The organism is Aidingimonas lacisalsi, from assembly GCF_008079445.1.
Classification (GTDB): Bacteria; Pseudomonadota; Gammaproteobacteria; order Pseudomonadales; family Halomonadaceae; genus Aidingimonas; species Aidingimonas lacisalsi.
On record NZ_VRYH01000006.1, the window covers coordinates 171,170 to 195,397 of the forward strand.

Genomic DNA, 24,228 nt, shown 5'->3' on the forward strand with positions numbered 1-24,228 from the left:
GGTTCGCACACTACAGCGCGACTCGGGTCCGGGCGTGGCGTATATAATCGTTTCAATGGGTGACCGCTAGCCAAATGAGACGTCGGACACCTTGTTTCGTCGCTCTGGCCCGCGTGTCTGTCGTGCAGGCGCGTTTTTCAGGCGCTTCTCGCCCATTTGAGCGAGTGAAAAATATACCAGCAATAGGCGTCCACAGCAATTGACACAATGACCCGTCGGCTAAGGTAGAATGCATCTTTCACGAGTTCCGTAGCGAGAGAGGTTATGGCCGAAGGGCGCGAAGTGCGGTGGGTAGAGGTTCAAGAAGATCAGGCTGGGCAGCGTATAGATAACTTTTTGCGCTCTCGGCTGAAAGGGGCGCCCAAGTCGTTGATCTATCGCGTGGTGCGCAAGGGCGAGGTTCGGGTCAACAAGAAGCGCGTCAAGGCGGATTATCGTTTGTCGCCTGGTGATCTAGTGCGAATTCCGCCCTTGCGACTCGCCCCCGAAGAGGCCGTCCAGGAAGTCAGCGATAATTTACGTAATCTGCTGGCGGGTAGTGTGTTGCTGGAGAGCCCCGACTGGTTGGTGATCAATAAACCTTCAGGTCTGGCTGTGCACGGCGGCAGTGGCGTCAAGATCGGTTTGATCGAAGCGTTGCGTCAGGTGCGTGAAGATCTGGGCTTTCTCGAGCTCGTGCACCGGCTGGATCGCGATACGTCAGGCTGCCTGTTGCTTGCCAAGTCCCGCTCTGCATTGCTGTCGCTTAATGAGTCGCTCAAGAAACATCGTATGGAGAAACGCTACCTGGCGTTGGTGTCTGGCCGGTGGCCTGCGCGGCGGGAATTCGTCGGTGCTCGTCTGGATCGCTTTGACGCCGGCAATGGCGAGCGTCGCGTACGTGTCGATGCGGCCGGGAAAATGGCACGAACGCGTTTTGCCGTGCAGGAGACACTGGCCGACATGACGCTTGTCGAGGCCGAACCTATTACCGGACGTACCCATCAGATACGGGTTCATGCCGCTCATGCCGGATGTCCGCTGTTGGGTGACGATAAGTACGGTAGTCGAGCGGGGCTTCGGCAGGCGCGGAAGCTGGGCTTGTCACGACTCTTCCTGCATGCATCGTCGTTGACGTTTCCTGAACCCAGTAGCGGTCGGCCGGTCAGCATCAAGGCGCCTTTGGATGAGTCCTTGAAGACAGCGCTGTCCAGGGCTCGGCAATCGCTTTGAGGTCGGGAGGCTTCGATATATGCGGTATCGGCTGGTGATTTTTGATTGGGACGGCACTCTGATGGATTCTGAGTCGCGCATTGTGGCCTGCATGCAAGGTGCAGCACGCGACATCGGTTGGGACGAACTTCATGTGGATGCCGTGCGTGATATCATCGGACTGGGCTTGCCCGAAGCGATCGCGCGCTTGTGTCCAGGTATTTCTGCGGAGCGCGCTCAATGGCTGCGTGAATGCTATGCTACACGGTTCGTCGCCGCCGATCAGATTCCGATGCCGTTCTTTCCTGGCGTCGAGTCGGGAATGGCGCGCCTGCGAGCAGACCCCGAGACTCGCTTGGCGGTGGCCACGGGCAAGAGCCGCCGCGGGCTCGATAGAGTATTCTCGGCCAATGGCAGTGGTGGGTGGTTTCATGCCAGCCGTACTGCCGATGAAACGCGCTCGAAACCTCATCCGTTAATGCTCGAGGAACTGCTTGCCGAGCTTGACGTCGGGGTAGACGACGCCGTGATGATCGGGGATACCGAGTATGATCTGGAAATGGCGCAAGCCCTGAACATGGATCGCGTTGGCATGACCTATGGTGTGCACGCCACTGAGCGTTTGATGGCGCGGGATCCGGTGTTCTGTGCTGATCGCTTTTCAGCATTGATCGATTGGTTGCACGCCTGACGACTGTCGGATAGGGATCGGACGATACGCAATGAGCAATGAGTCACACGATGACAAATGGACCCAGGGGCCGGAGGTTCCGCCCGACGCCTCGCCGCAGGCGGGGCAGTCTGCAGAGCAGTCATTGCCGGGTGATGACGAGAGCGTGGAAACGCTGAGAGAGCGGCAACGCCTGGCTCAGTTGGGCTTGATGGATCGCTGGGTCGATGGGGTGTTGAAAGAGCAGCGTCGTTCACGACGCTGGAAACTGTTTTTCCGCTTCCTGTTCGCTGCCCTGCTGCTGACGTTGATTGCCATGCTTGGCTATGGTCTGTTCATGACCAGCCAGCCGGAGACACCTGAGGGGCCGCATTTAGGTCTGGTCGAGGTCGATGGTGTCATCGATGCCGAGTCGGCGGCCAATGCCCGGCGGGTGATAGAGGGGCTGGAGCGAGCCTGGGACAATGATGCCGCCGAAGCCGTCGTGTTGCATATCAACAGTCCGGGAGGCAGCCCGGTGCAGTCGCAGCGAATCTTCAATGAAGTCATGCGTCTGCGTGATAAGGGTGGCAAGCCGATCATTGCGGTCATCGAGGACATTGGTGCGAGTGGCGGCTACTACATTGCCGCGGCGGCCGATGAAATCGTGGCTTCACCCTCGAGTCTGGTTGGCTCGATAGGTGTCGTGTATTCGAGCTTCGGACTCAATGATGCGATCGAACAGCTCGGGATCGAACGTCGGGTGTTTACGGCGGGAGACAATAAAGCGTTCCTGGATCCCTTTTCCGAGTTGGATAGCGATCAGCGCGTATTCTGGCAGGATGTGCTCGATACGACTCACCAGCAGTTCATCGATGCCGTCAAGCGCGGACGAGGTGAGCGGTTATCGGATGATGAGGACCTCTTTTCCGGTCTGATCTGGACTGGTGAACAGGGCGTCCAGTTGGGATTGGTCGATGAGTTGGGGAGCCTGGATACCCTGGCTAGAGATCGACTGGAAGAGCCGAAATGGCGGGACTACACGCCGGCACTCGATCCCTTCGATCGAATCGCGCGGCGGTTCGGCCGTGTGGCAGCTGAGTGGCTGGGGCTACCGACAACCGAATCGCCGGTGAGATATCAGGCGCGCTGACGTGTCTGGCTGGGCGCATTCCGGAGGCTTGCGTTACAGGAGTGAGCCGACTCAGGTGGGGCAGAGAGGGTCCAGTCCAGCATCGCGCAGCATCTGGCAAAGGCGAATCAGCGGTAGTCCGATGAGTGCGGTGGGGTCATCGCCTTCGAGTTTTTCGAATAGCGTGATTCCCAACCCCTCCATGCGAAAGCTGCCGGCACTGTCCAGCGGTTGCTCACGATCCACGTAGCAATCGATTTCCCGTGTACTGAGTGTGCGGAATGTCACGCTATAATTCTCATGGGTCAGCCAGTGTCGGCCACTGGCCGTGTCGAGAAGAGCCAGACCCGTCATGAAGAAGACCTGGTGACCGGAAAAGCGGGTCAGGTTCGCTTTGGCCGTCGCAGCATCACCGGGTTTGCCAAGGATGTCACCATCGAAAACAGCGACTTGATCGGAGCCGATGAGCAGGTGCGAGGGGTACGATTCCGCCAGCCTGGCGGCTTTGGATAGCGCCAGACGTTGCACCAGGGCCGATGGGGATTCCTGGGGCTTGCGTGTTTCATCGATATCGGGACGCGCACAATGATAGTCGATTCCCAACCTGTCCAGAAGTCGGCGACGCGATGCGGAGCTGGATGCGAGGACCAAGCGTGACATGTTCAAGCTCCTGTTATCAGGCAAGAAGGAGATAAGCCTATGCGTGACCAGAGAGAAGTCTGCGTCTTCAACATGGCATTGTACAGACGAGTGTGGCGTGCTTTGACAGAGCGCGGGCGAGTGCCTATCATTGCGCGCCTATGTTGACCGCGCGACTGCCTTTGGAAATCGAGCCGTATCGACTGGCTGCCAACGCCGAGCGATTGGAGGGCGTGGTGGCGCTTGAACGGTTCGAACGTTTGGCGCTTGACGCTCAGCCTCAAGAGGGGGAGTGCCAGGTGCGCCTGGACTTTTCCATCGATGAGCAAGGGCGCCGCGCGATCGATGGATGGCTCGAAGCCGATTTGCGGCTGCTGTGTCGACGCTGCCTGCAACCCATGCCGGTGCACGTGGAAAGTCGCTTTCTACTGGGTATCGTCAGTGGAGATGACATGGCCGCACAGCTCCCTAGCACGCATGAACCGGTGCTGGTGGAGAACGAACAGCTGAATCTCCTGGATGTTATCGAGGATGAGCTCATCCTTAGCTTGCCCCAGGTGATTTACCACGATGAGGCTGATTGTGGCCTCTCGCGCGACCAGCTGAGCAGTGAGGCGCCTGACGTTTCATCGGAAGCGCCCGCTGAGAACCCTTTCGAGGTGCTGCGTCACCTGAAAGGCAAATCCTGACTCATACCGATCCATTTCTGGAGTGATATTTCATGGCTGTTCAACAGAACCGCAAGACTCGTTCCAAGCGCGGCATGCGCCGTAGTCACGACGCACTGTCGGCGTCGACGCTGTCTCAGGACAAGGAAACCGGCACCACGCATCGTCGCCACCATGTGGCACCGGATGGCTACTATCGGGGTCGCAAGATCGTCGACGCCTGATTTCGGATCCTCGTGAGGGACGCTTCCTGACGTGCATATTGCCATTGATGCCATGGGAGGCGACTTGGGATGCCCAGCGGCTGTCAAAGGAGCCGTACTGGCATTGCAGGAGCATCCGGAGCTCGAGATCCGCTTGTTCGGACCTCGGGAGTCGTTGCAGGCTGAAGTCGATGCACTGCCCCGGCGCTTGCGAGGCGGGCTGTCGGCTCGAATGATGCTGGTAGACGCTCCACAGACCATCAGTCAGTCCATGAAGCCCTCTGCCGCCTTGCGTGCGGTGGAGGGTAATAGTATGTCGGCGATGCTTCGCTGTGTCGCGAACGGCGAGGTGGATGCCGGTGTCAGTGCCGGTAATACCGGTGCGTTGATGGCATTGTCGCGGCGTGCGCTTGGGACCGTCGGAGGTATTCCTCGTCCAGCTATTTGCACCGCGATACCGACGCGAACCGGCGAGCGTTGCTACTTGCTGGACCTGGGGGCGAATGTCGATGTCAGTGCCGAGCGACTGGTGGATTTCGCCATGATGGGGAGCGTCATGGCCAAACGTATCGATGGCCTTGATACGCCCAGAGTCGCGTTGCTCAATGTGGGAGTCGAGGGTACGAAAGGGAGTCGCAGCGTCCGCGCTGCGGATACGATGCTACGATCCATTCGTGGTATCGACTACCAGGGGTTCATCGAGGGGGACGGTCTCTATTCGGGACACGTCGATGTCGTGGTCTGTGACGGTTTCGTCGGTAATGTGGTGCTCAAGGCCAGTGAAGGTCTGGCTCGCATGCTGAGTGAACGGGTTCAGCGTACGTTTGATGCGCACTGGGGGAGCCGTCTCGTAGGTATGCTGGCACGACCAGCGTTGAAACGCCTGAAGAATGGTCTCGACCCGGTTCGCTATAACGGAGCGAGTCTTCTGGGGCTGGGCGGCATAGTCGTCAAGAGTCATGGTGGGGCGGATGCCAGGGGGTTTGCCTTTGCCATCTCGCGCGCACTTCAGGAAGTCAGCCAGGCTCTCCCCACCCATCTCGAGCAGGAGTTGGGGGGACAGCGAGCCGTAACCATGCCGGTCGAAGACGATCGAAATGAAGACGATACGTAAAGGTGATAGTCATGACGCAATCCCTGGCCCTCGTGTTTCCAGGGCAGGGCTCTCAGCATGTGGGCATGATGCGGGAGCTGGCGGAACGCTACAGTGTGGTGCGAACTACGTTTGAAGAGGCGTCGGATGCGTTGGGTTACGACCTTTGGCATGTGGTGCAGGAAGGGCCTGATGAGGCGCTTAATGCCACGGCCTGTACGCAACCGGCGCTCTTGAGTTCCAGTGTCGCCATCTGGCGGGTATGGCAGGAACTCGAGGGGCCGAGGCCGTTAGCGATGGCCGGTCATAGCCTGGGCGAATACAGCGCCATGGTGTGTGCCGGCGTCTTGACCTTTGCCGAGGGCGTGCAACTGGTGCGTCTGCGTGGTGAAGCGATGCAGGATGCCGTCCCGCAAGGTGAGGGGGCGATGGCGGCGATCCTCGGACTGGATGATGCGACCGTAGAAAAAGCGTGTGCCGAAGCTGCGCAGGGCGATGTCGTCGCGGCAGTCAACTACAATGCCCCGGGTCAGGTTGTCATTGCAGGGTCCAAGTCAGCGGTGGATCGAGCCATTGCGGCTTGCCAGGAAGCGGGAGCCAAGCGTGCATTGCCGCTCCCGGTTTCAGTACCCTCTCACTGTGACCTGATGAGGCCCGCTGCAGAGCGTCTGGCCGCCGCAATGGAGGAACTCGAACTTCGTCCTTCACGTTATACGGTCATCCAGAATGTCGATGCTCAGTCGCATGACGATACGACGTCACTCAAGAGCAAGTTGATCGAGCAGTTGTTTCGCCCCGTGCGCTGGACGTCTTGCGTTGAAACGATGGCGGACATGGGAGCTACGACCTTCGTGGAGTGTGGCCCTGGCAAAGTGCTGACCGGTCTCAATAAACGTATCGTGCGACAGAGCAAGGGGGCGGCGATCAATGATCCAGAAAGTCTGGATACCGCGTTGTCCTTGGCCCGCCCATCGTCTGAGGTGCATTAGTCGGCGGCATGTGTGACAGGTGATATCCGGTAGCTGGTGACCAATAGTCATGCCAGGTCATCAATAGTATAGTGCAGCGTTATTCCTGCGCTTTTCTGACGATTCAATGCATTGTGGTATTTACTATGACCAGTACAACCAGTGCGAAAACCGGCGAGCCAAGAGTTGCCTTGGTTACCGGTGCCAGTCGAGGTATCGGACGCGCTATTGCTCATGAGCTCGGTCGTCAAGGTCGCCTGGTGATTGGCACTGCGACCAGCTCGCAAGGTGCCGACAGAATCGATGCCGACCTCAAGGAACAGGGCATTGCAGGCGCGGGACGTTCTCTGGATGTCACCGACTCGGCCAGTGTCGCTGCCTTGATCAAGTCGATCAACGACGAATTCGGTGCCCCGACGGTCCTCGTCAACAATGCCGGGATTACTCGTGACAACTTGTTGATGCGGATGAAGGATGAAGAATGGGATTCGGTGATGGATACCAATCTCAAGTCCGTTTATCGAGTATCCAAGGCCTGCCTGCGGGGCATGACCAAAGCTCGTTTCGGGCGCATCGTCAGCGTCAGTTCCGTGGTGGCGACCTTGGGCAATATGGGGCAAAGCAACTATGCTGCGGCCAAAGCCGGGATGGAAGGGTTCTCGCGCTCACTGGCACGTGAGGTAGCGGTTCGCAATATTACGGTCAATACTGTGGCTCCAGGGTTTATTGCAACGAATATGACAGAAGCGTTGCCTGAAGCCCAGCGTGACGCCTTGCTGCAACAGATCCCCCTGGCTCGATTGGGGCAGCCCGAGGAAATCGCTGCTGCGGTGGGTTTCCTGACCAGCGAAGCAGCAAGCTACATTACTGGCGAGACGTTGCACGTCAATGGTGGCATGAACATGCGTTGAGGCCTCGTCAACGTTCGGTTGCGAAGGCCTTGGGCGGTCTATAAACTACCCCGCAGCTTAACGCTTGCGGATTTGGCACGGCTGGAATTAAACGGCTATTTGGAACGACTGGAGTGACTAATGAGCACGATCGAAGAGCGCGTGAAGAAGGTTGTGGCTGAGCGCCTGAACGTCAAGGAAGAGGATATTCAGAACACATCCTCCTTTACCGAAGATCTCGGCGCCGATTCCCTGGATACCGTCGAGTTGGTGATGGCGCTTGAAGAGGAATTCGATACAGAAATTCCCGACGAAGAAGCCGAGAAGATCACCACTGTTCAGGAAGCGATCGACTACGTCAACGCCCATCAGTGAATCCTGGCGTCACATTCGTGACTCGGTCGGAATGAGTTCCGCGTGACGGAACTTGCGCGAGAGCCGTTCTGGAAACAGAGCGGCTCTTGTTTTATGCCATTGTCGTTGCAGGGAAACGGGGTTCCGTGGAAGCCGCATAGTCCTTGATGATCAGGTATAATGCGCGCAAAAGCGGCACGGGGGTAATATACGGCCGTGCCACCAAGCTAGTTTGGAGGACAACTGATGCCTGGTAGAAGGGTCGTGGTGACAGGGCTCGGTCTGGTGACACCAGTCGGTAATACCGTCGAGGAAAGCTGGGACAATATCGTCTCTGGCAAGAGCGGTATTGCCAATATCGAGCATTTCGACACCGATGGGTTCAATACGCGTTTCGGTGGGGCGGTCAAGGATTTTGATATCGGTCCGTATCTGAATCCCAAGGAAGCACGCAAGATGGACCTCTTCATTCAGTATGGTATCGCGGCCGGGGTCCAGGCCATCACGGATTCGGGGCTGGAATGTAACGAAGAGAATAGCGATCGTATCGGCGTGGCGATTGGGTCGGGAATCGGTGGCCTGCCGATGATCGAGCATAATCATAATGCCATGAACCGGGGCGGTGCTCGTCGTATTTCTCCATTTTTCGTGCCTGGCTCGATCATCAACATGATTTCCGGCAATCTGGCCATTCAATTCGGCTTCCGGGGTCCCAATATCGCCATAACGACGGCTTGCACCACCGGCACGCACAACATCGGCTACAGTGCTCGCACCATCGCTTATGGTGATGCCGATGTCATGTTATGTGGCGGCGCCGAGATGGCCAGTACTCCCTTGGGGCTGGGCGGCTTTTCGGCAGCGCGTGCGCTATCCACTCGTAATGACGATCCGGCGGCTGCGAGTCGGCCGTGGGACAGGGAGCGTGATGGTTTCGTGCTCTCCGATGGCGCCGGAGTATTGGTGTTGGAAGAGTATGAGCATGCCAAAAAGCGTGGTGCGACCATCTATGCCGAGTTGGCCGGCTTCGGGATGAGCGATGATGCGCATCACATGACGGCACCGCCCGAGGATGGACGAGGTGCTGCGATGTCGATGCACAATGCGATCCGGGATGCCGGAATCGAGCCGTCGCAAGTGCACTATATCAATGCTCATGGTACATCCACTCAGGCAGGTGATCTGGCTGAAAGTCGTGCCGTGGAACGCGTGTTGGGAGAAAGCGCCAAATCGGTGGCGGTCAGTTCGACCAAGTCCATGATCGGGCACTTGTTGGGGGCTGCAGGCGCGGTGGAAGCGGTCTTTAGTGTGCTGGCGATACGTGATCAGGTCGCCCCCCCGACGATCAATCTGGATGACCCTGATGAGGGGTGTGAGCTCGATTATGTCCCCCATACGGCACGCGAAATGACGATTGACGTGAGCTTATCGAATTCGTTCGGATTCGGTGGCACCAATGGATCGTTGGTTTTTTCACGCCTGACCTGATCGGTTGACTGCCGTGACTGAAGACATGTCGTTGCCGCTGGATGACCGCGGCCTGGCTTATGGAGACGGCCTGTTCGAGACCCTGTTAGTACGTGATGGTGTTCCCGTGCTATGGGAAGCCCATCTCGCTCGCCTCGAGCGTGGCTGTCACCGTTTGGGCATTCCCATGCCGGAGCCGTCGACGCTTGCGTCCGTGCCTGGTCGAACAGGGTCAGGGCTGAATGTCTTGAAGCTCATCGTGACTCGTGGCAGTGGTGGCCGAGGGTATTCGCCACCGGGAGTACCTGAACCTCGATGGCGGTGGCAGAGTGCGCCGTTTGCACCTCAGACCTCGTATTGGCGGGAAGGTGTCCGTGTCCGCCTGTGCGATTGGCGCCTGTCTCTTCAGCCGGCACTGGCAGGGCTCAAGCATCTGAATCGCCTGGAAAATGTCATGGCACGCCGTGAATGGTCGGATGTCAGCATTGCTGAAGGTCTAGTCTGTGATACCCAAGACCGGCTGGTCGAAGCGACATCGATGAATGTGTTCTGGCGTCTCGCCGGTCGTCTGGAAACGCCTGGTCTCGATGAGGCCGGAGTCGCCGGCACCTTGCGTGAGGCACTACTCGCCGAACACGCAATCACTGAAGTGCAGCGCGAGCCGGCAGCCTTGCTGCAGGCCGAAGCGGTCTGGCTGGGCAATTCCGTGCAAGGGCTCTGGCCCGTCATACAGCTCGACAGTTCCGATGGACATGTGCTCCGTCAGTGGTCGTTGAGCGCGACGCACCGGCATTTACAGGCCAGTGCTCATGCGTTGCTGGGGTATCCGTCGCCCTCTGTATCCGCTTTGTGATCGAGGAACATGCATGCGTGTGGTGAAAGTGATTCTGGGTCTCGCTATCCTGGCCATGGCGTTGACTTATGGTGGTTACCGTTATTGGCAAGCGCAACTTGCCATGCCCTTGGCCATTGATGAGCCTGTGCTGTACGAGGTACCTGAAGGGGCCGGCTTGTATCGTGTGATCGAGGACTTGGCGGATCAGGAAGTCATTGCAGCGACCTGGCCTTATCGCGTGCTGATTCATCTCGAACCGGAATCGTTGCCTCAGCTCCGTCAGGGAGAGTATCGGCTAGATCCGCAAATGAATGGACGTGATCTCCTGGCGCATTTAGGCAGTGGCGATGTGGTGACCTACTCCATTACGTTCCCTGAAGGTTGGACATTTCGCCAAATTCGGGAAGCGTTGGCGGCAGCGCCGAAGCTGGCGCATGATACGACGGCACTGACGCCCGCAGAGCTCATGGCCAAGTTGGACAGTGATGTCGAACATCCCGAAGGGTGGTTTTTCCCCGACACGTATCGTTACCACAAAGGGATGAGCGATCTGGACATTCTTCGCCAGTCGCACCGGCGCATGCGCGAAACGCTCGAGGAGATCTGGCGTGAGCGTGATGAGGATCTCCCCCTCGAGAGTTCGTATGACGCCTTGATCATGGCATCGCTCATCGAACGGGAAACAGGAGTGCCCGAGGAGCGTCCTGCGATCGCAGGTGTCTTTATCCGACGTCTGGAGAGGGGAATGCGACTGCAGACCGATCCGACCGTCATTTATGGTATGGGGGACAGCTATGATGGAAATATCACGCGTGCCGACCTGCGCGAGGAAACCCCCTACAATACCTATGTCATTGATGGTATGCCGCCTACTCCGATCGCCATGCCGGGGCGCGGTGCGTTGGAAGCCGCTGTCAATCCCGAGGAGGGTGATGCCTTGTACTTCGTCTCGCGAGGCGATGGCAGTCACCACTTTTCCAGCAGCTTGCAGGAGCACAATGCTGCCGTAAGACGCTATATTCTCAACCGGTGAATGCCTGATGGGAGAGCCATGAACGCACACGGTCGTTTCATCACCGTAGAAGGGAGCGAAGGCGTCGGTAAGACATCCAACATCGATGCCATGTGTCGATGGCTTGAGACCCAGGGCATCGAGGTGGTCCGTACGCGAGAGCCCGGCGGAACGCCGCGTGCAGAAGCGATTCGCGAGTTGCTACTGGATCCTGGCCAGGATGAGCCACTGGATGATGATGCCGAATTGTTGCTGATATTCGCGGCTCGCGCACAGCATCTGGCCGTCAAGGTGCGACCGGCACTGGAGCGCGGTGCATGGGTGGTATGCGATCGTTTTACCGATGCGACGTTTGCCTATCAGGGGGGGGGACGAGGCATTTCGACGACACGTATCGCCATGCTGGAGACATTCGTCCAGCGCGAGCTGACGCCGGACCTGACGCTACTGCTTGATATGCCGGTCGACGCTGCACAGCAACGCCTACGTGCACGCCTTGACGGCACAGGCGAGCAGCCTGACCGTTTCGAGCGTGAACGTCTGACGTTCTTCGATGCGGTGCGCACCAGCTATCTGGAACGCGCCGCATCGGCCCCCGACCGTTTTGCTGTCATCGATGCGGCCCGCCCGCTGGCGGACGTGCAGCGTACCATCATCGATACGCTTCAACGGCAGGTGGCGAAATGGCAGTAGACGATCGGGCAATACGGCTTCGTCCACTACCTTGGCAACAGTTGCCTTGGCAACGTCTGGTCGATCAGCAGAACGCCGGGAGGCAACCTCATGCCCTGCTCCTGACCGGCCCGAAGGGCGTCGGCAAACAGGCACTGGCGGATGCGCTAGTGGCGCGGACCTTATGTCATCAGCCCGAGGAGTTCGCCTGTGGCCATTGTCATGGTTGTGCCATGCTGGCATCCGGTTATCACCCCGACTTGATGCGCGTCACTCCATTGGGCTCCAGTCGTCAGATCCGTATCGACAGCGTTCGCGAAATCAGTGACTTCACCCACCAGACAGCTCAGCAGGGTGGGTATCGGGTCATTCTGATCCAGCCCGCGGAAGCGTTGAATGTCGCTGCGGCCAATGCGTTGCTCAAGAGTCTCGAGGAGCCTGGGGGGCGTACGCTGTTCTTGCTGCTTTCCGATGTACCGTCACGCTTGCCGGCGACGATCCGCTCGCGGTGTCAGCAGTGGCGGATGACCATTCCCGTGCGAGACGATTGCATTCCCTGGCTGGCTGATCGATTGGGGGACGAGAACGATGCCCGGTTCTGGTTGCAGGTGGCCGGAGGGCTCCCTCTGTTGGCAACGGAACTGGCCGATGCGGAGGCCAGAGGCCTGCGTCAACAACTCCATGACGTTTTTGATGCGCTGGTGCGCGGGGCTGAACCGGTAGCAGAAGCGGCTCGATTGTCGAGTCAACCGGTGGAATCGGTATTGTGGTACGGTATCGCCTGGCTCGAGGATCTCATCCGGTTGGGCCTCTCTGGCGATAGTGAGCAGGTCTCGAATCCCGATTTGCTACCTCTGTACCGACAAGCCGCCAAGAACGGTCGCGTGCACGACTGGTTCCGCTTGCTTGATTTTGCCCGCGAGCAGCGGCGTCTGTTGGCTCGCGGCGGCAATCCCAATGCGCAATTGGTGCTGGAGGCTTGGCTGGTTCGCTGGTCATCGCTGCTGCGGTCTTGAAGCCCGGATCCGTGTTGGTGCCACGGTTTCCTAGTCAGTCATCATGTCACGAGAGGTTTGCATGTTCATCGATTCTCACTGCCATCTCGATCGCCTCGATCTTACGGCCCACGGGGGCGACATTGGCGTTGCACTGGAGGCGGCGCGAACCCGTCGCGTCCGTCAGTTCCTGGCCATCGCCGTCACGCTCGACGATGTGCCGGCATTGGCTGAGATGTCGCGGCAGCATGATGATGTCGTCATTTCCGCTGGGGTCCATCCCTTGCATACGGTACCCCGTGAACCGGAGGCGTCAGCCATAGCCGAGTGCGCCGAACGGTATCAGGCGGTCGCCATTGGCGAGACAGGACTCGACTATCATTACGATGCTATTCCGAGGGAGCAGCAATTCGACCGCTTCAAGCAGCACCTGATCGCCGCAACGGAGTGCCAGTTGCCCATTATCGTGCACACACGTGATGCTCGTGATGACACGCTGGCCTTGATGCGTGAATACAGCGACCCGGCCGTTGGCGGTGTATTGCACTGTTTTACCGAAGACCTCGACATGGCACGCGAAGCCGTTTCCATGGGATTTTATATCTCACTATCGGGTATCGTGACGTTTCGTAATGCAACATCGATACGTGAGTTGGCGCGCCGCCTTCCTCTCGATCGATTATTGATAGAAACCGACAGTCCCTATCTGGCTCCCGTTCCCTATCGTGGCATACCCAATGAGCCGCAGTGGGTCGTTGAGGTGGCGGAGTGCATTGCGGCTGAGCGAGGGATCAGCGTCGATGAGGTCGCTATGCAGACCACGGCGAATTTTTATCATCTATTCCGCGCCGCGGCACCGCAAGCGCCTTCCGATGTGTATGATTCACTGGCCAATGCAGGGTTGGTTTGAGTCCCATGTCGCTTGATGCGTTTCTGGCCCCGTTGGAACAGCCTGGTGTGGTTCCGCCTCTGGACCATTGGCGCCCTCCGTTTCTGGGCGATATGGATCTGTGCATCACGGCGGATGGACAATGGGTACATGAGGGCAGGGCCATTGAACGGCCTCGGCTGGCTCAGCTTCTGGCTACGCTTCTCTGGCGTGATGACGATGGCGACTATTATCTCGTGAGCCCCGTCGAAAAGTGGCGGATCCGCGTCGAGGATTGCCCGTTTGTGGTCGTTGACGCGAGTGCCCATGACGATGACTGGATCATGACGACCAACATGGCGGACCGTGTCCGGCTAGATGCCTCGCATCCGCTCATGCTCAGCCAGGCTCCGGCTGGTGAATGTATACCGGAAGTGCCGGTACGCTTCGGTCTGACGGCACGCATCAATCGTAACGTCTATTATCATTTGATCGAGCATGCTGAGCGGCGCGCTTCAGATGACTGGATTGAACTGGGGATAACCAGCGCTGGCCACTGGCATTCGTTGGGCGGACTCGATAGGGCATCGTTGTGAGGCTGACGGAGCAGCAACGGGCCGTGGTGGCGCACTCTGAGGGACATGCTCGCGTCGCCGCCGTGGCGGGTGCCGGCAAGACGACGACGCTGGTGGCTCGTGTCCTGCATCTGTTGGAACGAGGGACTTCGCCCGAACGGTTACTGGTGTTGATGTTCAACCGTGCGGCTCGTGAAGATTTTGATGCCAAGCTGCATCAACTGGCCACCCCAGGGCAGGCACTACCCAATGTCCGCACCTTTCATTCGGTCGGTCATCGGTTGACGCGTACGCTAACACGCTGGGGAGCTCTGTCGCCGCGCGATTTGTTGACGGCGGATTGGCAGCGTGAACGATTATTGCGTCAAGCGGTGACGCAGGTACTGGACGGGGACGAATCGGCCCGCAATGAGGCGCTGGAGAGCGAACGTCTGGAAGCATTGGGGCATTTCTGTGAACTGGTCAAAGCGGAAATGTCGCCACCTCATGCACTTTATGAACGACTCGATTTCGGCGCCGGCACGCAACATTTCGTCGCGGCCTTCGAGGCTTTCGAGTCATTACTCGAACAGTACGGGGTGATGACCTATGCCGATTTGCTGTACCGGCCGCTACGGGTCCTGGAAGGCAATGGTACCCTTCGCGACCGGGTTCAAGGTTTCCTCGACCATGTGATCATCGACGAATATCAAGACATCAACCTCGTTCAACAGCGTCTGCTGGCTCTGTTGGCAGGCAGGCGCGCTTCTGTCATGGCAGTGGGCGATGCCAATCAGTGCATTTACGAGTGGCGAGGTGCTCGGCCTGACGCCATGCTCGATAATTTCACGGCCATCTTCGGTCGTGCTCAGGATTACCCGTTGTCGCTGACGTTTCGTCATGGGCATGCGCTGGCGTTGGCTGCCAATCATGCCATTGCCGCCAACCGACGACGGCCTGACCAGTTGTGCCTCGCCGGCCCCGATACGTCTGCGACCGAGTTGGCGGTGGATCAAGGGGAAACGCCACTCGTCGAGATCTTGAGCCGATGGCAGGCGATGGGACGGTCACTGGGCGAAGCGTGCATTCTGGTTCGCAGTTGGGCACTCTCGGTCTCGGTCCAGCTCACTTTATTGCGCTCGGGGATTCCGTTTCACCTCAATCGTGACGACCGCTTCGTTTTCAAGCTTCCCTTGGTGCAGGCCTTGGCGGGCTATCTGATGCTGGCCCGTGATGGCAGTCAACTGCATGATCCAGCGCATATACTATTGCTGCTGGAGCAACCGACGCCTTTCGTGGCCCGTGAGCGACTCGTGAAGGTGGCTGAATGGTTGGCCACGCATCAGAGCTGGCCCGATCAAGACCACCCCTTGCTGAATGATTTGAAACCGGTTCAGCGTCGCAATCTCAAACGGCGTTGGCAGCTATTGTGTGATTTGCCAGCGATGTCGGCCTGGACGCCGGCGGCGTTGCTACGCCATATCTTCGATAGGCTCGATGCCGAAAACGTGCTCAAGCGAGCCGCAGCGCGCCGCGAGAAAGGCGAGGAAGACGTGCGTCTGCTGGATGTCCTGATCGAGCAGGCTAGCGAGCATGAGGAAGACCCGGGGGTGTTTATCGACCTGTTGCGTCGTCCGGTCACGAATCAGGCGCAGGGGGTGTTGGTGACGACGGTACATGGGGCCAAGGGGTTGGAATGGCCTCTAGTGGTACTGTCGGGAACCAATGAAGAGGATTTTCCTCACTTCAGTCGAGAAACTCCATTGACGGATGAGCGCCTTGAAGAAGAACGCCGCCTGTTTTATGTCGCGATGACGCGAGCCAAGGAGCATCTGCTGATGCTGCATGATGGTGGAGCACACCGCCCCAGCCGATTCCTGACCGAGACAGCCTGGCAGGATTGCCGCTGCGTTGCGCAAGCTCTGCAGAGGTCGCCGAAGGCGCCGATATCCGTGCAGTCGCCCGAGATTGTTGGGCGCTACCTTGATGCCCTTGGCCTCTCGCTGCCGCTAACCGTCAGCGAAGCGAATCCGTGCGAATCGATCGAGCCTACGTTCGCAGTGGGACAGCGCTTGCGACATGCCGTCTTCGGGGAAGGGTGGATTCACCATGTCGAAGGAGACGCTGACAATCCAGTCATCGAGGTCCGGTTTCTACATGCCGGAAGACGTCGCCTGGTGGCCAAGCGATCGCCGCTGGAAATCGTGGCTGAAGAGAGTGTTTGAATGACGTTTGAAACGTCGACGAACGCTGCGGTCGTCAGAGCCGACAAGCGGCGCTCCCGATGATCGCCGCTGTCGTGTTCGTACTGGGAAAAGACCGCAGATTCATTCCCGGGGTGACATCAATTACATGTTGGGGTAGTTCGGCCCACCGCCCCCTTCCGGGGCTACCCAGGTGATGTTCTGGGCGGGATCCTTGATGTCGCAGGTCTTGCAGTGAATGCAGTTCTGGAAGTTGATCTGGAATTGGGCGTTACCATCATCGTCTTCAACGACCTCATAAACGCCAACCGGGCAGTAACGTTGGGCAGGTTCGTCATAGGTCGGCAGGTTGTCGCGAATGGGTAGCTCCGGCTCCGTCAGCTTGAGATGACACGGCTGGTCTTCCTCGTGATTGGTATTGGAGAGGAACACCGACGAGGGCTTGTCGAATGACAGCTTGCCATCGGGCTTGGGATAGTCGATCTTTCGGCATTCGGCGGCCGGTTTGAGTTGCGCATGATCGGGAATCGTGTCGCGCACATTGGGCAGCTTGCCACCCAGCCATTGGTCAAGAAAGTTGTAGGCTCCACCGCCGACGGTGCCATACTTGTGTATCGCCGGGCCGAAACTGCGGCTGGCTTCGAGTTCACGATAAGCCCAGCTTGCCTGCCAGTTATCCGTAAAGGTGCTGAGCTCGCGTCCACCCTCGTCGCCTTCGTCAATGGCTGCGAACACAGTGTCGGCAGCGACCATACCGGATTTCATGGCCGTATGCAGTCCCTTGATCTTGGCGAAATTGAGCGTACCGGCGTCGCAACCGATCAATAGACCGCCGGGGAACGTCATCTTCGGCAGGCTGTTCAGCCCTCCCTTGGTAATGGCGCGAGCACCATAGGCCACACGGTGGCCGTCTTCGAGATACTGTTTGAGCAAGGGGTGGTGCTTCATGCGCTGGAACTCGTCGAATGGCGACAGATAAGGGTTCTGGTAGGAGAGATCCAGAATGAGGCCAACCACTACCTGCTGATCGTCGGTATGATAGAGAAACCAGCCGCCATGAGCATCTGGGTCCAGTGGCCACCCGGAGCCGTGCAAGACCAGTCCTGGTTCATGTCGTTCGGCAGGCACATCCCAAAGCTCCTTGAGACCGATACCATAGTGCTGAGGATCCTTGCCGGCATCGAGCTGAAAACGCTGAATCAGCCCCTTCCCTAGATGGCCGCGCGCGCCCTCGGCAAACAGGGTGTATCTTGCCCGTAACTCCATGCCCGGCATGTGCCCGTCCTTGGGCTGTCCCTCGGCGTTGACTCCCATGTCGCCGGTCAGGATGCCACGGACGGTGCCGTCTTCGTCGTGAAGGACTTCCTGAGCCGCGAATCCTGGAAAGATATCGACCCCCAACTCTTCGGCCTGCTCGGCGAGCCAGCGGCATAGATTGCCAGCGCTGATGACGTAACGAGTCAGGTCACCGCCGGTGTTGTGCATGGTTTTCGGTATCAGAAAATCGGGCAGCTTTTGCGCACGTTCGGCATCCTTGAGCAGGTAGAGCTCATCGCGAACCGCTGGTGTCGTCAATGGCGCGCCGCGTTCCTGCCAGTCGGGAAAAAGCTCGTTCAACGCGCTGGGTTCAAAAACGGCGCCCGAGAGAATGTGCGCGCCCACTTCCGAGCCTTTCTCGACGACACAGACGTTCAGTTCCTGTTCGTTCTGGTTGGCTTGCTGCATCAGTCGGCAGGCGGCCGAAAGGCCGGCTGGACCGGCCCCGACGATGACGACATCGAAATCCATGGATTCCCGTTCTACCTGTTCCACCGCTTGTCTCCTCTCATCATTGCCTGTCCATCATTCTCACGGCCTGACTCGGTCTGTGCATTTCAGCCAGCTTATTCGTATGATGTGGGGCTGTATTCGGTTATGTCGCTACTGTGTGCGAGAGATATTGTGCGTGATTGCCAGCGTACTGAGTAGCCAGAATGGCATGTATGAAGTTAAACGGTCGTTTGCATAATGGCAATGCTCATGGTAGCCATAATAACGGATGCAAAATACGCAAGCCAAAGTCGCGTGTTGGCAGGGCGATTTGTCGTCGATGGCAAGCTGTGGCAGATTACATCGCCTGATGGGGTGACAACCTATTCTGGAGTCGGCGTTTTGCACAAACGTCGTGCCAGCCAATGCGAAACGCCCGGCGATACCGAGCAACAGATCGTGGCTCTGATGAGTGTTCAGGAGTCTTGAATGCCTTGGCTCAGGTCAAAGGCCGTGGTTCTTAACGATAAAGGTTCGCTTTCACTGACCCAGCGAGGACATCATGAAAGTATTGGTCGCGGTCAAACGCGTCATCGATTACAACGTCAAGATCCGCGTCAAAGCGGATAACTCGGACGTTGATCTCACGAATGTCAAAATGGCCATGAATCCCTTTTGCGAGATCGCCGTTGAAGAGGCGGTACGGCTCAAGGAACGTGGTATAGCCAGCGAAATCGTTGCTGTCACCGTCGGCCCCAAGGCCGCTCAGGAACAGTTGCGTACTGCATTGGCGCTAGGCGCCGATCGCGCCATTCACATCGAGACCGATGATAAGGTCGAATCATTGGCGGCGGCAAAGCTGCTAGCCAAGGTGGTTGAAGATGAGCAGCCGGGGCTGACGCTGCTCGGCAAGCAGGCCATCGATACCGATAATAACCAGACCGGACAGATGCTCGCTGCATTGACCGGCCAATCACAAGGTACCTTTGCCTCCGAAATCCATGTCGAAGACGGCAAGTTACGGGTGACTCGCGAAATCGACGGAGGACTTCAGACCCTGGAGCTCTCGCTGCCGGCGGTCATCACGACCGACTTGCGGCTGAACGAACCGCGTTACGCCAAGTTACCCGATATCATGAAAGCGAAGAAAAAGACGATCGACAGCAAGTCACCGTCGGATCTAGGTGTCGAGACAACCGCACAGGTGCAAGTGCTCAAGGTCGAAACGCCGGCCGAGCGCCAAGGCGGTATTAAGGTGGATTCGGTCGATGAACTCGTGGATAAACTCAGGAACGAAGCCAAGGTGATCTCATGAGCATACTGGTCATTGCAGAGCATCACGAAGGGCAACTGGCCGGTGCCACTGCCCATGTGGTCGCAGCGGCCCAACGGATCCAGCAAGCCGGTGGCGGCGACATCGATGTGCTGGTCATCGGTGATGGTGTTCAGGCAGTTGCAGAAGCGGCGGCCAAGCTGGAAGGTGTCAGCAAGGTACGCGTCGCCGATCATGCCGTCTACGCACACCAGTTGGCCGAGCCGACCAGTGAACTCATCCTTGCGCTGGTCGATGGCTATACGCATGTGCTGGCGGCCGCCTCGACCACGGGCAAGAATGTCATGCCTCGAGTCGCCGCGCGCCAGGATGTTTCTCAACTGTCCGATATCATTGCCGTAGACGGGACGGACACATTCAAGCGCCCGATCTATGCAGGCAATGCGATCGCTACGGTGCAAAGTCAGGATGCCCTTAAGGTGATCACGGTGCGCTCAACCGCTTTCGAAGCCGTCGGTGAAGGCAATGGCGCGTCCGTCGAAGCCGTGGACACGGTGGTCGAGAACACGCTTTCCGCGTTCGTTGGCGAGGAACTGGCCACTGGTGATCGCCCTGAACTGGGTAGTGCCAAAGTCGTGATCTCCGGTGGCCGCGGCATGGGTAACGGAGAGAACTTCAAACTGCTCGAAGGCGTTGCCGATAAGCTGGGAGCTGCGATCGGAGCGTCGCGGGCGGCTGTCGATGCGGGATTCGTTCCCAACGATATGCAAGTCGGCCAGACCGGCAAGATCGTCGCGCCCGAGCTGTATATTGCTGTGGGTATCAGCGGTGCCATCCAGCACTTGGCTGGCATGAAGGATTCCAAGGTGATCGTTGCCATCAACAAGGATGACGAAGCGCCGATTTTCCAGGTGGCGGACTATGGACTCGTCGCTGATCTGTTCGAGGCCTTGCCGGAACTGGAAAGCAAGCTATGAATTGATTGCAACCTGTCCCGGCCACAAGACACCGGCTCCTGGAGGCGGTGTCTTTTTTTATGCCTATTATTGATAACCATTAGTGTTTGAAAATTTATCCTTTTATGGCAAGATGCATGGCCATATCGGAGTCCATCGGGCAGGAGACAATCAAGTGTTCGGTCGCAAACGAGGGGGCCTGCCAACTGTGTGTTGGAGGCTAATGACAGTGGCAGTCCTGTGGTGCCTGAGCCTGAGTGTCGCTGTTGCTCAGGAGGACGACCGGCCGTATGTGGATATCACTGCACTGGCCTGGATGTCCCCCTTGATGCTGGAACTCACCGAGAGTGTCGAAGCGCTGGAGACCTTCGTCGAGGCCGATATGCCGTTTCTGCGTGATGAGCGTCAGGCGCGTGTTGATGCCCTCAAACGACAGCTGGAAACCACGGGCGCATCGCCGAGATTATACCAGCGGCTCTTGAGTGCTTGGCGAAGCGAGCTCGACTATGGTCGGGAAATGGACAGCTGGCGTGGACTGCTGGTTGGTAACGATCAGCGTGAAGTGGATTACCTGCGTGTCGGTCGTATCGGTCTTTACTACCTGACACCCGACGGAAATAAAGCGGGGGTATGGAAGGTTTCCGAGCAGGCGTGGCAGCCATTGGAGGGTGATGATCTGTCCGAGCTGCGTACGGCCATTCAGGTGGTGCGTGAACGGCGCGCTCCGGAGTTGTTGACGTTGCCACTATCGATCGATACGGCGCCCTCTCCACGGGTGGAGGTCGATACCACGGCAGCCAAGCTGCTGAGCGCATCAACCGGTGACCGCCTATTGTCTCAGTCGGATATCGACTCCATGTCTTCGCACGCCGCGCAAGTGGCTGGCGATTTGCGTGACTCACTGACAGGTGACTGGTTGCTGTATGGCGGCAGCGCTTCCTTGCCTCCAAGGCTGTCACCTCAGGGGGGCAGTTCGGTGGATGCAGTAATGGTGCTGTCGGGCTTACGTTCTCTGGCGGAGGAAAGTGGCCGGGTACGGCGTTTTTCCGCCGAGGTCGCCGATGACTCTGGTGAGATTGCCAGCCGTGACGTCATGCGCCTGGGTGGGGTGCAAGCGGTCGCCGGCGGTGATCTGTTGTCACTCAGTGACGATGCCGATGGTCGTCAAGACACGGCGCGTTTTCGCGCCGTCGACGGTTTGCCGTCCACCGCGAGCAAGCAAGTCCAGGCATTCTTCTCCGGCGAAGGTGACCGTGTTCCGCTAGACCCTTCCGATGGCCGAGTACTGGAAGCGTTGGCCCAACAGCCGAGTCTCCTGGAGCGTTTTCAGCAAGGCGGTGTCGTCGGGTACGTGATCGTAGGGCTCGGTGGTCTGGGGTTGTTGGTGGCACTTGCACAGTATCTCTATTTACTCCGGGTCAGCATGTTGCTGCGTCGGCAATTGCGTAACCTTGAACGATTGCGGTCTGACAACCCCTTGGGACGTGTGTTGAAACGCTTCAGGTCGCTACAGGCGGGACATTCGCCTGAGGCATTGGAAGCCCGCCTCGATGAGGCATTGCTGGCCGAACAACCGAGGCTCGAACGTGGGCAGCCACTGGTGAAATTGCTGGCAGCCGTTGCCCCACTGCTGGGTCTGTTGGGGACCGTGACGGGGATGATCGTGACTTTCCAGTCGATCACGGTATATGGCACCGGTGATCCCCAGTTGATGGCGGGGGGGATTAGCCAGGCGCTGGTCACCACCGTGTTGGGTCTCATTACAGCCGTACCGTTGCTGTTCGCGCATACAGCCTTGTCGAGTCGGAGCCGTCGCCTGATCGGTGTCCTTGAAGGCCGTTCCAGTGCGGTACTGGCCAATCATCTCGAGACCCGGATAACGGAAGCGACAGCGGAAACGACGACGGATGCCCATGCCTTGGTCTGACTGGAACGGTCTTCTGGGCCCCCTGATACGGCTGCTGAATGCGGGGGGGCCGGTGCTTTGGTTGATCGCCTTCGTAGCAGCCGTTCTTTTCAGCATGATACTCGAGCGTTGGTGGTACGTTCGTATTACGCACCGCCGCGCCCGCCGCGCCTTGATTCATCGTTGGGTCGCACGAGTGGACCATACGAGTTGGAGTGCCTTGACGCTCCGCGAGGTCTGGGCACGTGAGTTGCTAGCCCGTTTACGCCGTCCCTTGCCCTGGTTGAAATGTCTGGTGGGTGTCTGCCCACTCCTTGGTCTGCTGGGAACGGTCACTGGCATGATCACGGTTTTCGATAGCCTGGCGGTCAGTGAAATCAGCCAAGCCCGTGCCATGGCGGATGGTGTGGCACGGGCGACACTCCCCACTCTGACAGGAATGGCCGTTGCGGTATTGGGGCTGCTTTTTATCAGTCGCCTGGAACAACTGATTCGTCGTGAAGATCAACGTTTGCACGACCGAATGGCTCGTGCCGTGGAGAAATCGCATGCGTAGACGACGTTTGAACCAGCAGGCCGAGGATGCCGGCGAAGTCAATTTGACGCCGATGCTTGATGTGGTCTTCATCATGTTGATTTTCTTCATCGTAACGACCAGCTTCGTCAAGGAAAGTGGTATCGAAATCGAGCGGCCCGAGTCCTCGGAAGCATCGCCTCGTCCGGATGCGCAGGTCATGGTTGCCATCAATGCCAATGGCGCTGTGTGGGTCGATGGTGAAGCGGTCGACATGCACCGCGTCGGTGAAAAGGTGGCCGGGCTGGTCAGTGATGAGGGGAGTGTCGTCGTTCAGGCGGACCGGCAATCGACGACGGGTCTGCTTGTCGAAGTCATGGATCACCTACGTGAATCGGGCGTTGACAATGTTGCTGTCGCTGCAACCCGGGGAGCCAATTGATGCGCATCGTGGTCTCCGTCGTGGGGGGCATACTGCTGGCAGTGCTACTCTTTACCCTGTTAGCGTTGCTGGTGGCTCCCCCCGAAGAAGATCGCGAAGAGATAACAATGGCTAGGCCCATGAGTCTGGCGGCGGCGCCTAAGGCCGAGACGACGAATCGTGCCGATACTGATGCCGAGACGTCGGAACCGCCTGAAGTCGAGCCCGTCGAGGCCGTAACCGAGCCCCCTGAGCCGACCCCGCAGCCGATGGAAATCCCTCCACAACTGGAGAGTCCAGTGACTATGAGGGAACCGGAGCCTGAGCCCGAACCGGAACCGGAACCCGAGCCCGAACCGGAGCCCGAACCGGAGCCCGAACCCGAACCGGAGCCTGAACCCGAACCGGAACCCGAACCCGAACCGGAGCCTGAACCCGAACCGGAACCCGAACCGGAACCCGAACCGGAACCCGAACCGGAACCCGAACCGGAACCCGAACCCGAACCGGAGCCTGAACCCGAACCCGAACCCGAACCCGAACCGGAGCCTGAGCCTGAGCCCGAACCGGAGCCCGATGGCCTGATGGACGCTGTGAGTGATGCTGATGCACGCGAGGCAGGCGACTCACCGCAAGGGGCATCGCAAGCGGCGCAGGCCGATCAAGGGATCGAAGAGTCGCCGACACCCACTCAGCAGGTGCCGCCGGAGTATCCGGCACGGGCGCAACGTCGTGGGCTCGAAGGCTACGTCGAGGTACGTTTTACGATCAATCCCGATGGTAGTGTCGATCCCGGGTCCATCGAAGTCGTGGACGGGCAGCCGCGCAATGTATTCGACCGGGCGGCACGTAAAGCGATCGCTGATTGGCAGTTTTCTTCCGCTGGCGAATCACGGCGGGCGACCCAGCGCATGGAATTTCAGTTACGTTAAGCTCTGTCTGAAACATCGACGGGCGATGACCAGCCAGGTCTCAAACCGGCGAAGGCGTCCCGAGGGAGGCATTACGAGCCGAT

At 58.5% G+C, this 24,228-nt stretch carries 25 protein-coding genes; 23 read left to right on the top strand and 2 right to left on the bottom strand.

The features are described 5' to 3' along the window. Window positions 1-264: 264 nt before the first annotated feature. Genes rluC through sppA form a run of 3 tightly spaced genes read left to right on the top strand, consistent with a single transcriptional unit; the run spans window position 265 to window position 2,993 of the window. On the top strand, window positions 265-1,212 hold the full coding sequence (gene rluC, locus FVV99_RS13960) for a 23S rRNA pseudouridine(955/2504/2580) synthase RluC (protein WP_148254695.1): 948 nt from the start codon (window positions 265-267) through the stop codon (window positions 1,210-1,212). Window positions 1,213-1,231: 19 nt separating this feature from the next. Beyond that, a complete protein-coding gene (locus tag FVV99_RS13965) occupies window positions 1,232-1,882 on the top strand; it encodes an HAD-IA family hydrolase (protein WP_148254696.1) in 651 nt (216 codons plus the stop codon). A 31-nt stretch (window positions 1,883-1,913) separates the two neighbouring features. After that, window positions 1,914-2,993 carry a signal peptide peptidase SppA gene (sppA, locus tag FVV99_RS13970; RefSeq protein ID WP_148254697.1) on the top strand — a complete coding sequence of 360 codons (1,080 nt, stop codon included), beginning with the start codon at window positions 1,914-1,916 and terminating at the stop codon, window positions 2,991-2,993. 51 nt (window positions 2,994-3,044) lie between these two features. On the opposite strand, the gene FVV99_RS13975 is transcribed toward sppA, so the two are convergent. Then, entirely contained in the window at window positions 3,045-3,632 is a 588-nt protein-coding gene (locus tag FVV99_RS13975) for a Maf family protein (RefSeq protein WP_148254698.1), read from the bottom strand. A 140-nt stretch (window positions 3,633-3,772) separates the two neighbouring features. Here FVV99_RS13975 and FVV99_RS13980 point away from each other — a divergent pair, with 140 nt between their 5' ends. From FVV99_RS13980 to FVV99_RS14045, 14 genes are all read left to right on the top strand, one after another. Continuing rightward, window positions 3,773-4,300, top strand: a complete 528-nt coding sequence (locus FVV99_RS13980; RefSeq protein WP_148254699.1) for a YceD family protein — start codon at window positions 3,773-3,775, stop codon at window positions 4,298-4,300. Between the two features lie 32 nt (window positions 4,301-4,332). Next, entirely contained in the window at window positions 4,333-4,503 is a 171-nt protein-coding gene (rpmF, locus tag FVV99_RS13985) for a 50S ribosomal protein L32 (RefSeq protein ID WP_148254700.1), read from the top strand. 31 nt (window positions 4,504-4,534) lie between these two features. Next, window positions 4,535-5,596: a phosphate acyltransferase PlsX gene (gene plsX, locus FVV99_RS13990; RefSeq protein ID WP_148254701.1), complete on the top strand. Its 1,062-nt coding sequence runs from the start codon at window positions 4,535-4,537 to the stop codon at window positions 5,594-5,596. 11 nt (window positions 5,597-5,607) lie between these two features. Then, on the top strand, window positions 5,608-6,564 hold the full coding sequence (gene fabD / locus FVV99_RS13995; protein ID WP_148254702.1) for an ACP S-malonyltransferase: 957 nt from the start codon (window positions 5,608-5,610) through the stop codon (window positions 6,562-6,564). Between the two features lie 125 nt (window positions 6,565-6,689). Beyond that, complete coding sequence (gene fabG / locus FVV99_RS14000; protein WP_148254703.1) at window positions 6,690-7,454, top strand: 3-oxoacyl-ACP reductase FabG; 765 nt, start codon at window positions 6,690-6,692, stop codon at window positions 7,452-7,454. 120 nt (window positions 7,455-7,574) lie between these two features. Further along, window positions 7,575-7,808 carry an acyl carrier protein gene (gene acpP / locus FVV99_RS14005; protein WP_016414620.1) on the top strand — a complete coding sequence of 78 codons (234 nt, stop codon included), beginning with the start codon at window positions 7,575-7,577 and terminating at the stop codon, window positions 7,806-7,808. A gap of 225 nt (window positions 7,809-8,033) precedes the next feature. Continuing rightward, a complete protein-coding gene (fabF, locus tag FVV99_RS14010; protein WP_148254704.1) occupies window positions 8,034-9,275 on the top strand; it encodes a beta-ketoacyl-ACP synthase II in 1,242 nt (413 codons plus the stop codon). 13 nt (window positions 9,276-9,288) lie between these two features. Then, window positions 9,289-10,107: an aminodeoxychorismate lyase gene (pabC, locus tag FVV99_RS14015; protein WP_330860653.1), complete on the top strand. Its 819-nt coding sequence runs from the start codon at window positions 9,289-9,291 to the stop codon at window positions 10,105-10,107. A 13-nt stretch (window positions 10,108-10,120) separates the two neighbouring features. Beyond that, window positions 10,121-11,122 carry an endolytic transglycosylase MltG gene (gene mltG, locus FVV99_RS14020; RefSeq protein WP_148254705.1) on the top strand — a complete coding sequence of 334 codons (1,002 nt, stop codon included), beginning with the start codon at window positions 10,121-10,123 and terminating at the stop codon, window positions 11,120-11,122. An 18-nt stretch (window positions 11,123-11,140) separates the two neighbouring features. Next, the gene (tmk, locus tag FVV99_RS14025; RefSeq protein ID WP_148254706.1) at window positions 11,141-11,794 is read left to right on the top strand and encodes a dTMP kinase; all 654 of its coding nucleotides are present in this window, start codon (window positions 11,141-11,143) and stop codon (window positions 11,792-11,794) included. Beyond that, window positions 11,785-12,789, top strand: a complete 1,005-nt coding sequence (locus FVV99_RS14030; protein ID WP_148254707.1) for a DNA polymerase III subunit delta' — start codon at window positions 11,785-11,787, stop codon at window positions 12,787-12,789. The genes tmk and FVV99_RS14030 overlap by 10 nt, the downstream gene beginning before the upstream one ends. Window positions 12,790-12,850: 61 nt before the next feature. Beyond that, the gene (locus FVV99_RS14035; protein WP_148254708.1) at window positions 12,851-13,678 is read left to right on the top strand and encodes a TatD family hydrolase; all 828 of its coding nucleotides are present in this window, start codon (window positions 12,851-12,853) and stop codon (window positions 13,676-13,678) included. A 5-nt stretch (window positions 13,679-13,683) separates the two neighbouring features. Then, entirely contained in the window at window positions 13,684-14,232 is a 549-nt protein-coding gene (locus FVV99_RS14040; RefSeq protein ID WP_148254709.1) for a DUF1285 domain-containing protein, read from the top strand. Further along, the gene (locus FVV99_RS14045) at window positions 14,229-16,415 is read left to right on the top strand and encodes an ATP-dependent helicase (protein ID WP_148254710.1); all 2,187 of its coding nucleotides are present in this window, start codon (window positions 14,229-14,231) and stop codon (window positions 16,413-16,415) included. The genes FVV99_RS14040 and FVV99_RS14045 overlap by 4 nt, the downstream gene beginning before the upstream one ends. Before the next feature lie 123 nt (window positions 16,416-16,538). Here the strand turns inward: FVV99_RS14045 and FVV99_RS14050 are convergent, their stop codons facing one another. Continuing rightward, complete coding sequence (locus FVV99_RS14050; protein ID WP_148254711.1) at window positions 16,539-18,206, bottom strand: electron transfer flavoprotein-ubiquinone oxidoreductase; 1,668 nt, start codon at window positions 18,204-18,206, stop codon at window positions 16,539-16,541. Between the two features lie 499 nt (window positions 18,207-18,705). Between FVV99_RS14050 and FVV99_RS14055 the strand changes: the two genes are divergently transcribed. The 6 genes from FVV99_RS14055 to FVV99_RS14080 all read left to right on the top strand — a co-directional run bounded on the left by FVV99_RS14055 (window position 18,706) and on the right by FVV99_RS14080 (window position 24,145). After that, window positions 18,706-19,458 (top strand): electron transfer flavoprotein subunit beta/FixA family protein, encoded by a 753-nt coding sequence (locus FVV99_RS14055; RefSeq protein WP_148254712.1) that lies wholly within the window; start codon window positions 18,706-18,708, stop codon window positions 19,456-19,458. After that, window positions 19,455-20,393 carry an electron transfer flavoprotein subunit alpha/FixB family protein gene (locus FVV99_RS14060; protein WP_148254713.1) on the top strand — a complete coding sequence of 313 codons (939 nt, stop codon included), beginning with the start codon at window positions 19,455-19,457 and terminating at the stop codon, window positions 20,391-20,393. Before FVV99_RS14055 ends, FVV99_RS14060 begins: the two co-directional genes overlap by 4 nt. A 202-nt stretch (window positions 20,394-20,595) precedes the next feature. Then, entirely contained in the window at window positions 20,596-22,299 is a 1,704-nt protein-coding gene (locus tag FVV99_RS18825) for a DUF3450 family protein (RefSeq protein ID WP_161599002.1), read from the top strand. Beyond that, window positions 22,280-22,834, top strand: a complete 555-nt coding sequence (locus tag FVV99_RS14070; protein ID WP_148254715.1) for a MotA/TolQ/ExbB proton channel family protein — start codon at window positions 22,280-22,282, stop codon at window positions 22,832-22,834. The genes FVV99_RS18825 and FVV99_RS14070 overlap by 20 nt, the downstream gene beginning before the upstream one ends. After that, window positions 22,827-23,234, top strand: coding sequence for an ExbD/TolR family protein (locus FVV99_RS14075; protein ID WP_148254716.1), 408 nt, complete (start codon window positions 22,827-22,829; stop codon window positions 23,232-23,234). Before FVV99_RS14070 ends, FVV99_RS14075 begins: the two co-directional genes overlap by 8 nt. Next, complete coding sequence (locus FVV99_RS14080) at window positions 23,234-24,145, top strand: TonB family protein (protein WP_236645417.1); 912 nt, start codon at window positions 23,234-23,236, stop codon at window positions 24,143-24,145. Before FVV99_RS14075 ends, FVV99_RS14080 begins: the two co-directional genes overlap by 1 nt. Window positions 24,146-24,228: the final 83 nt, after the last annotated feature.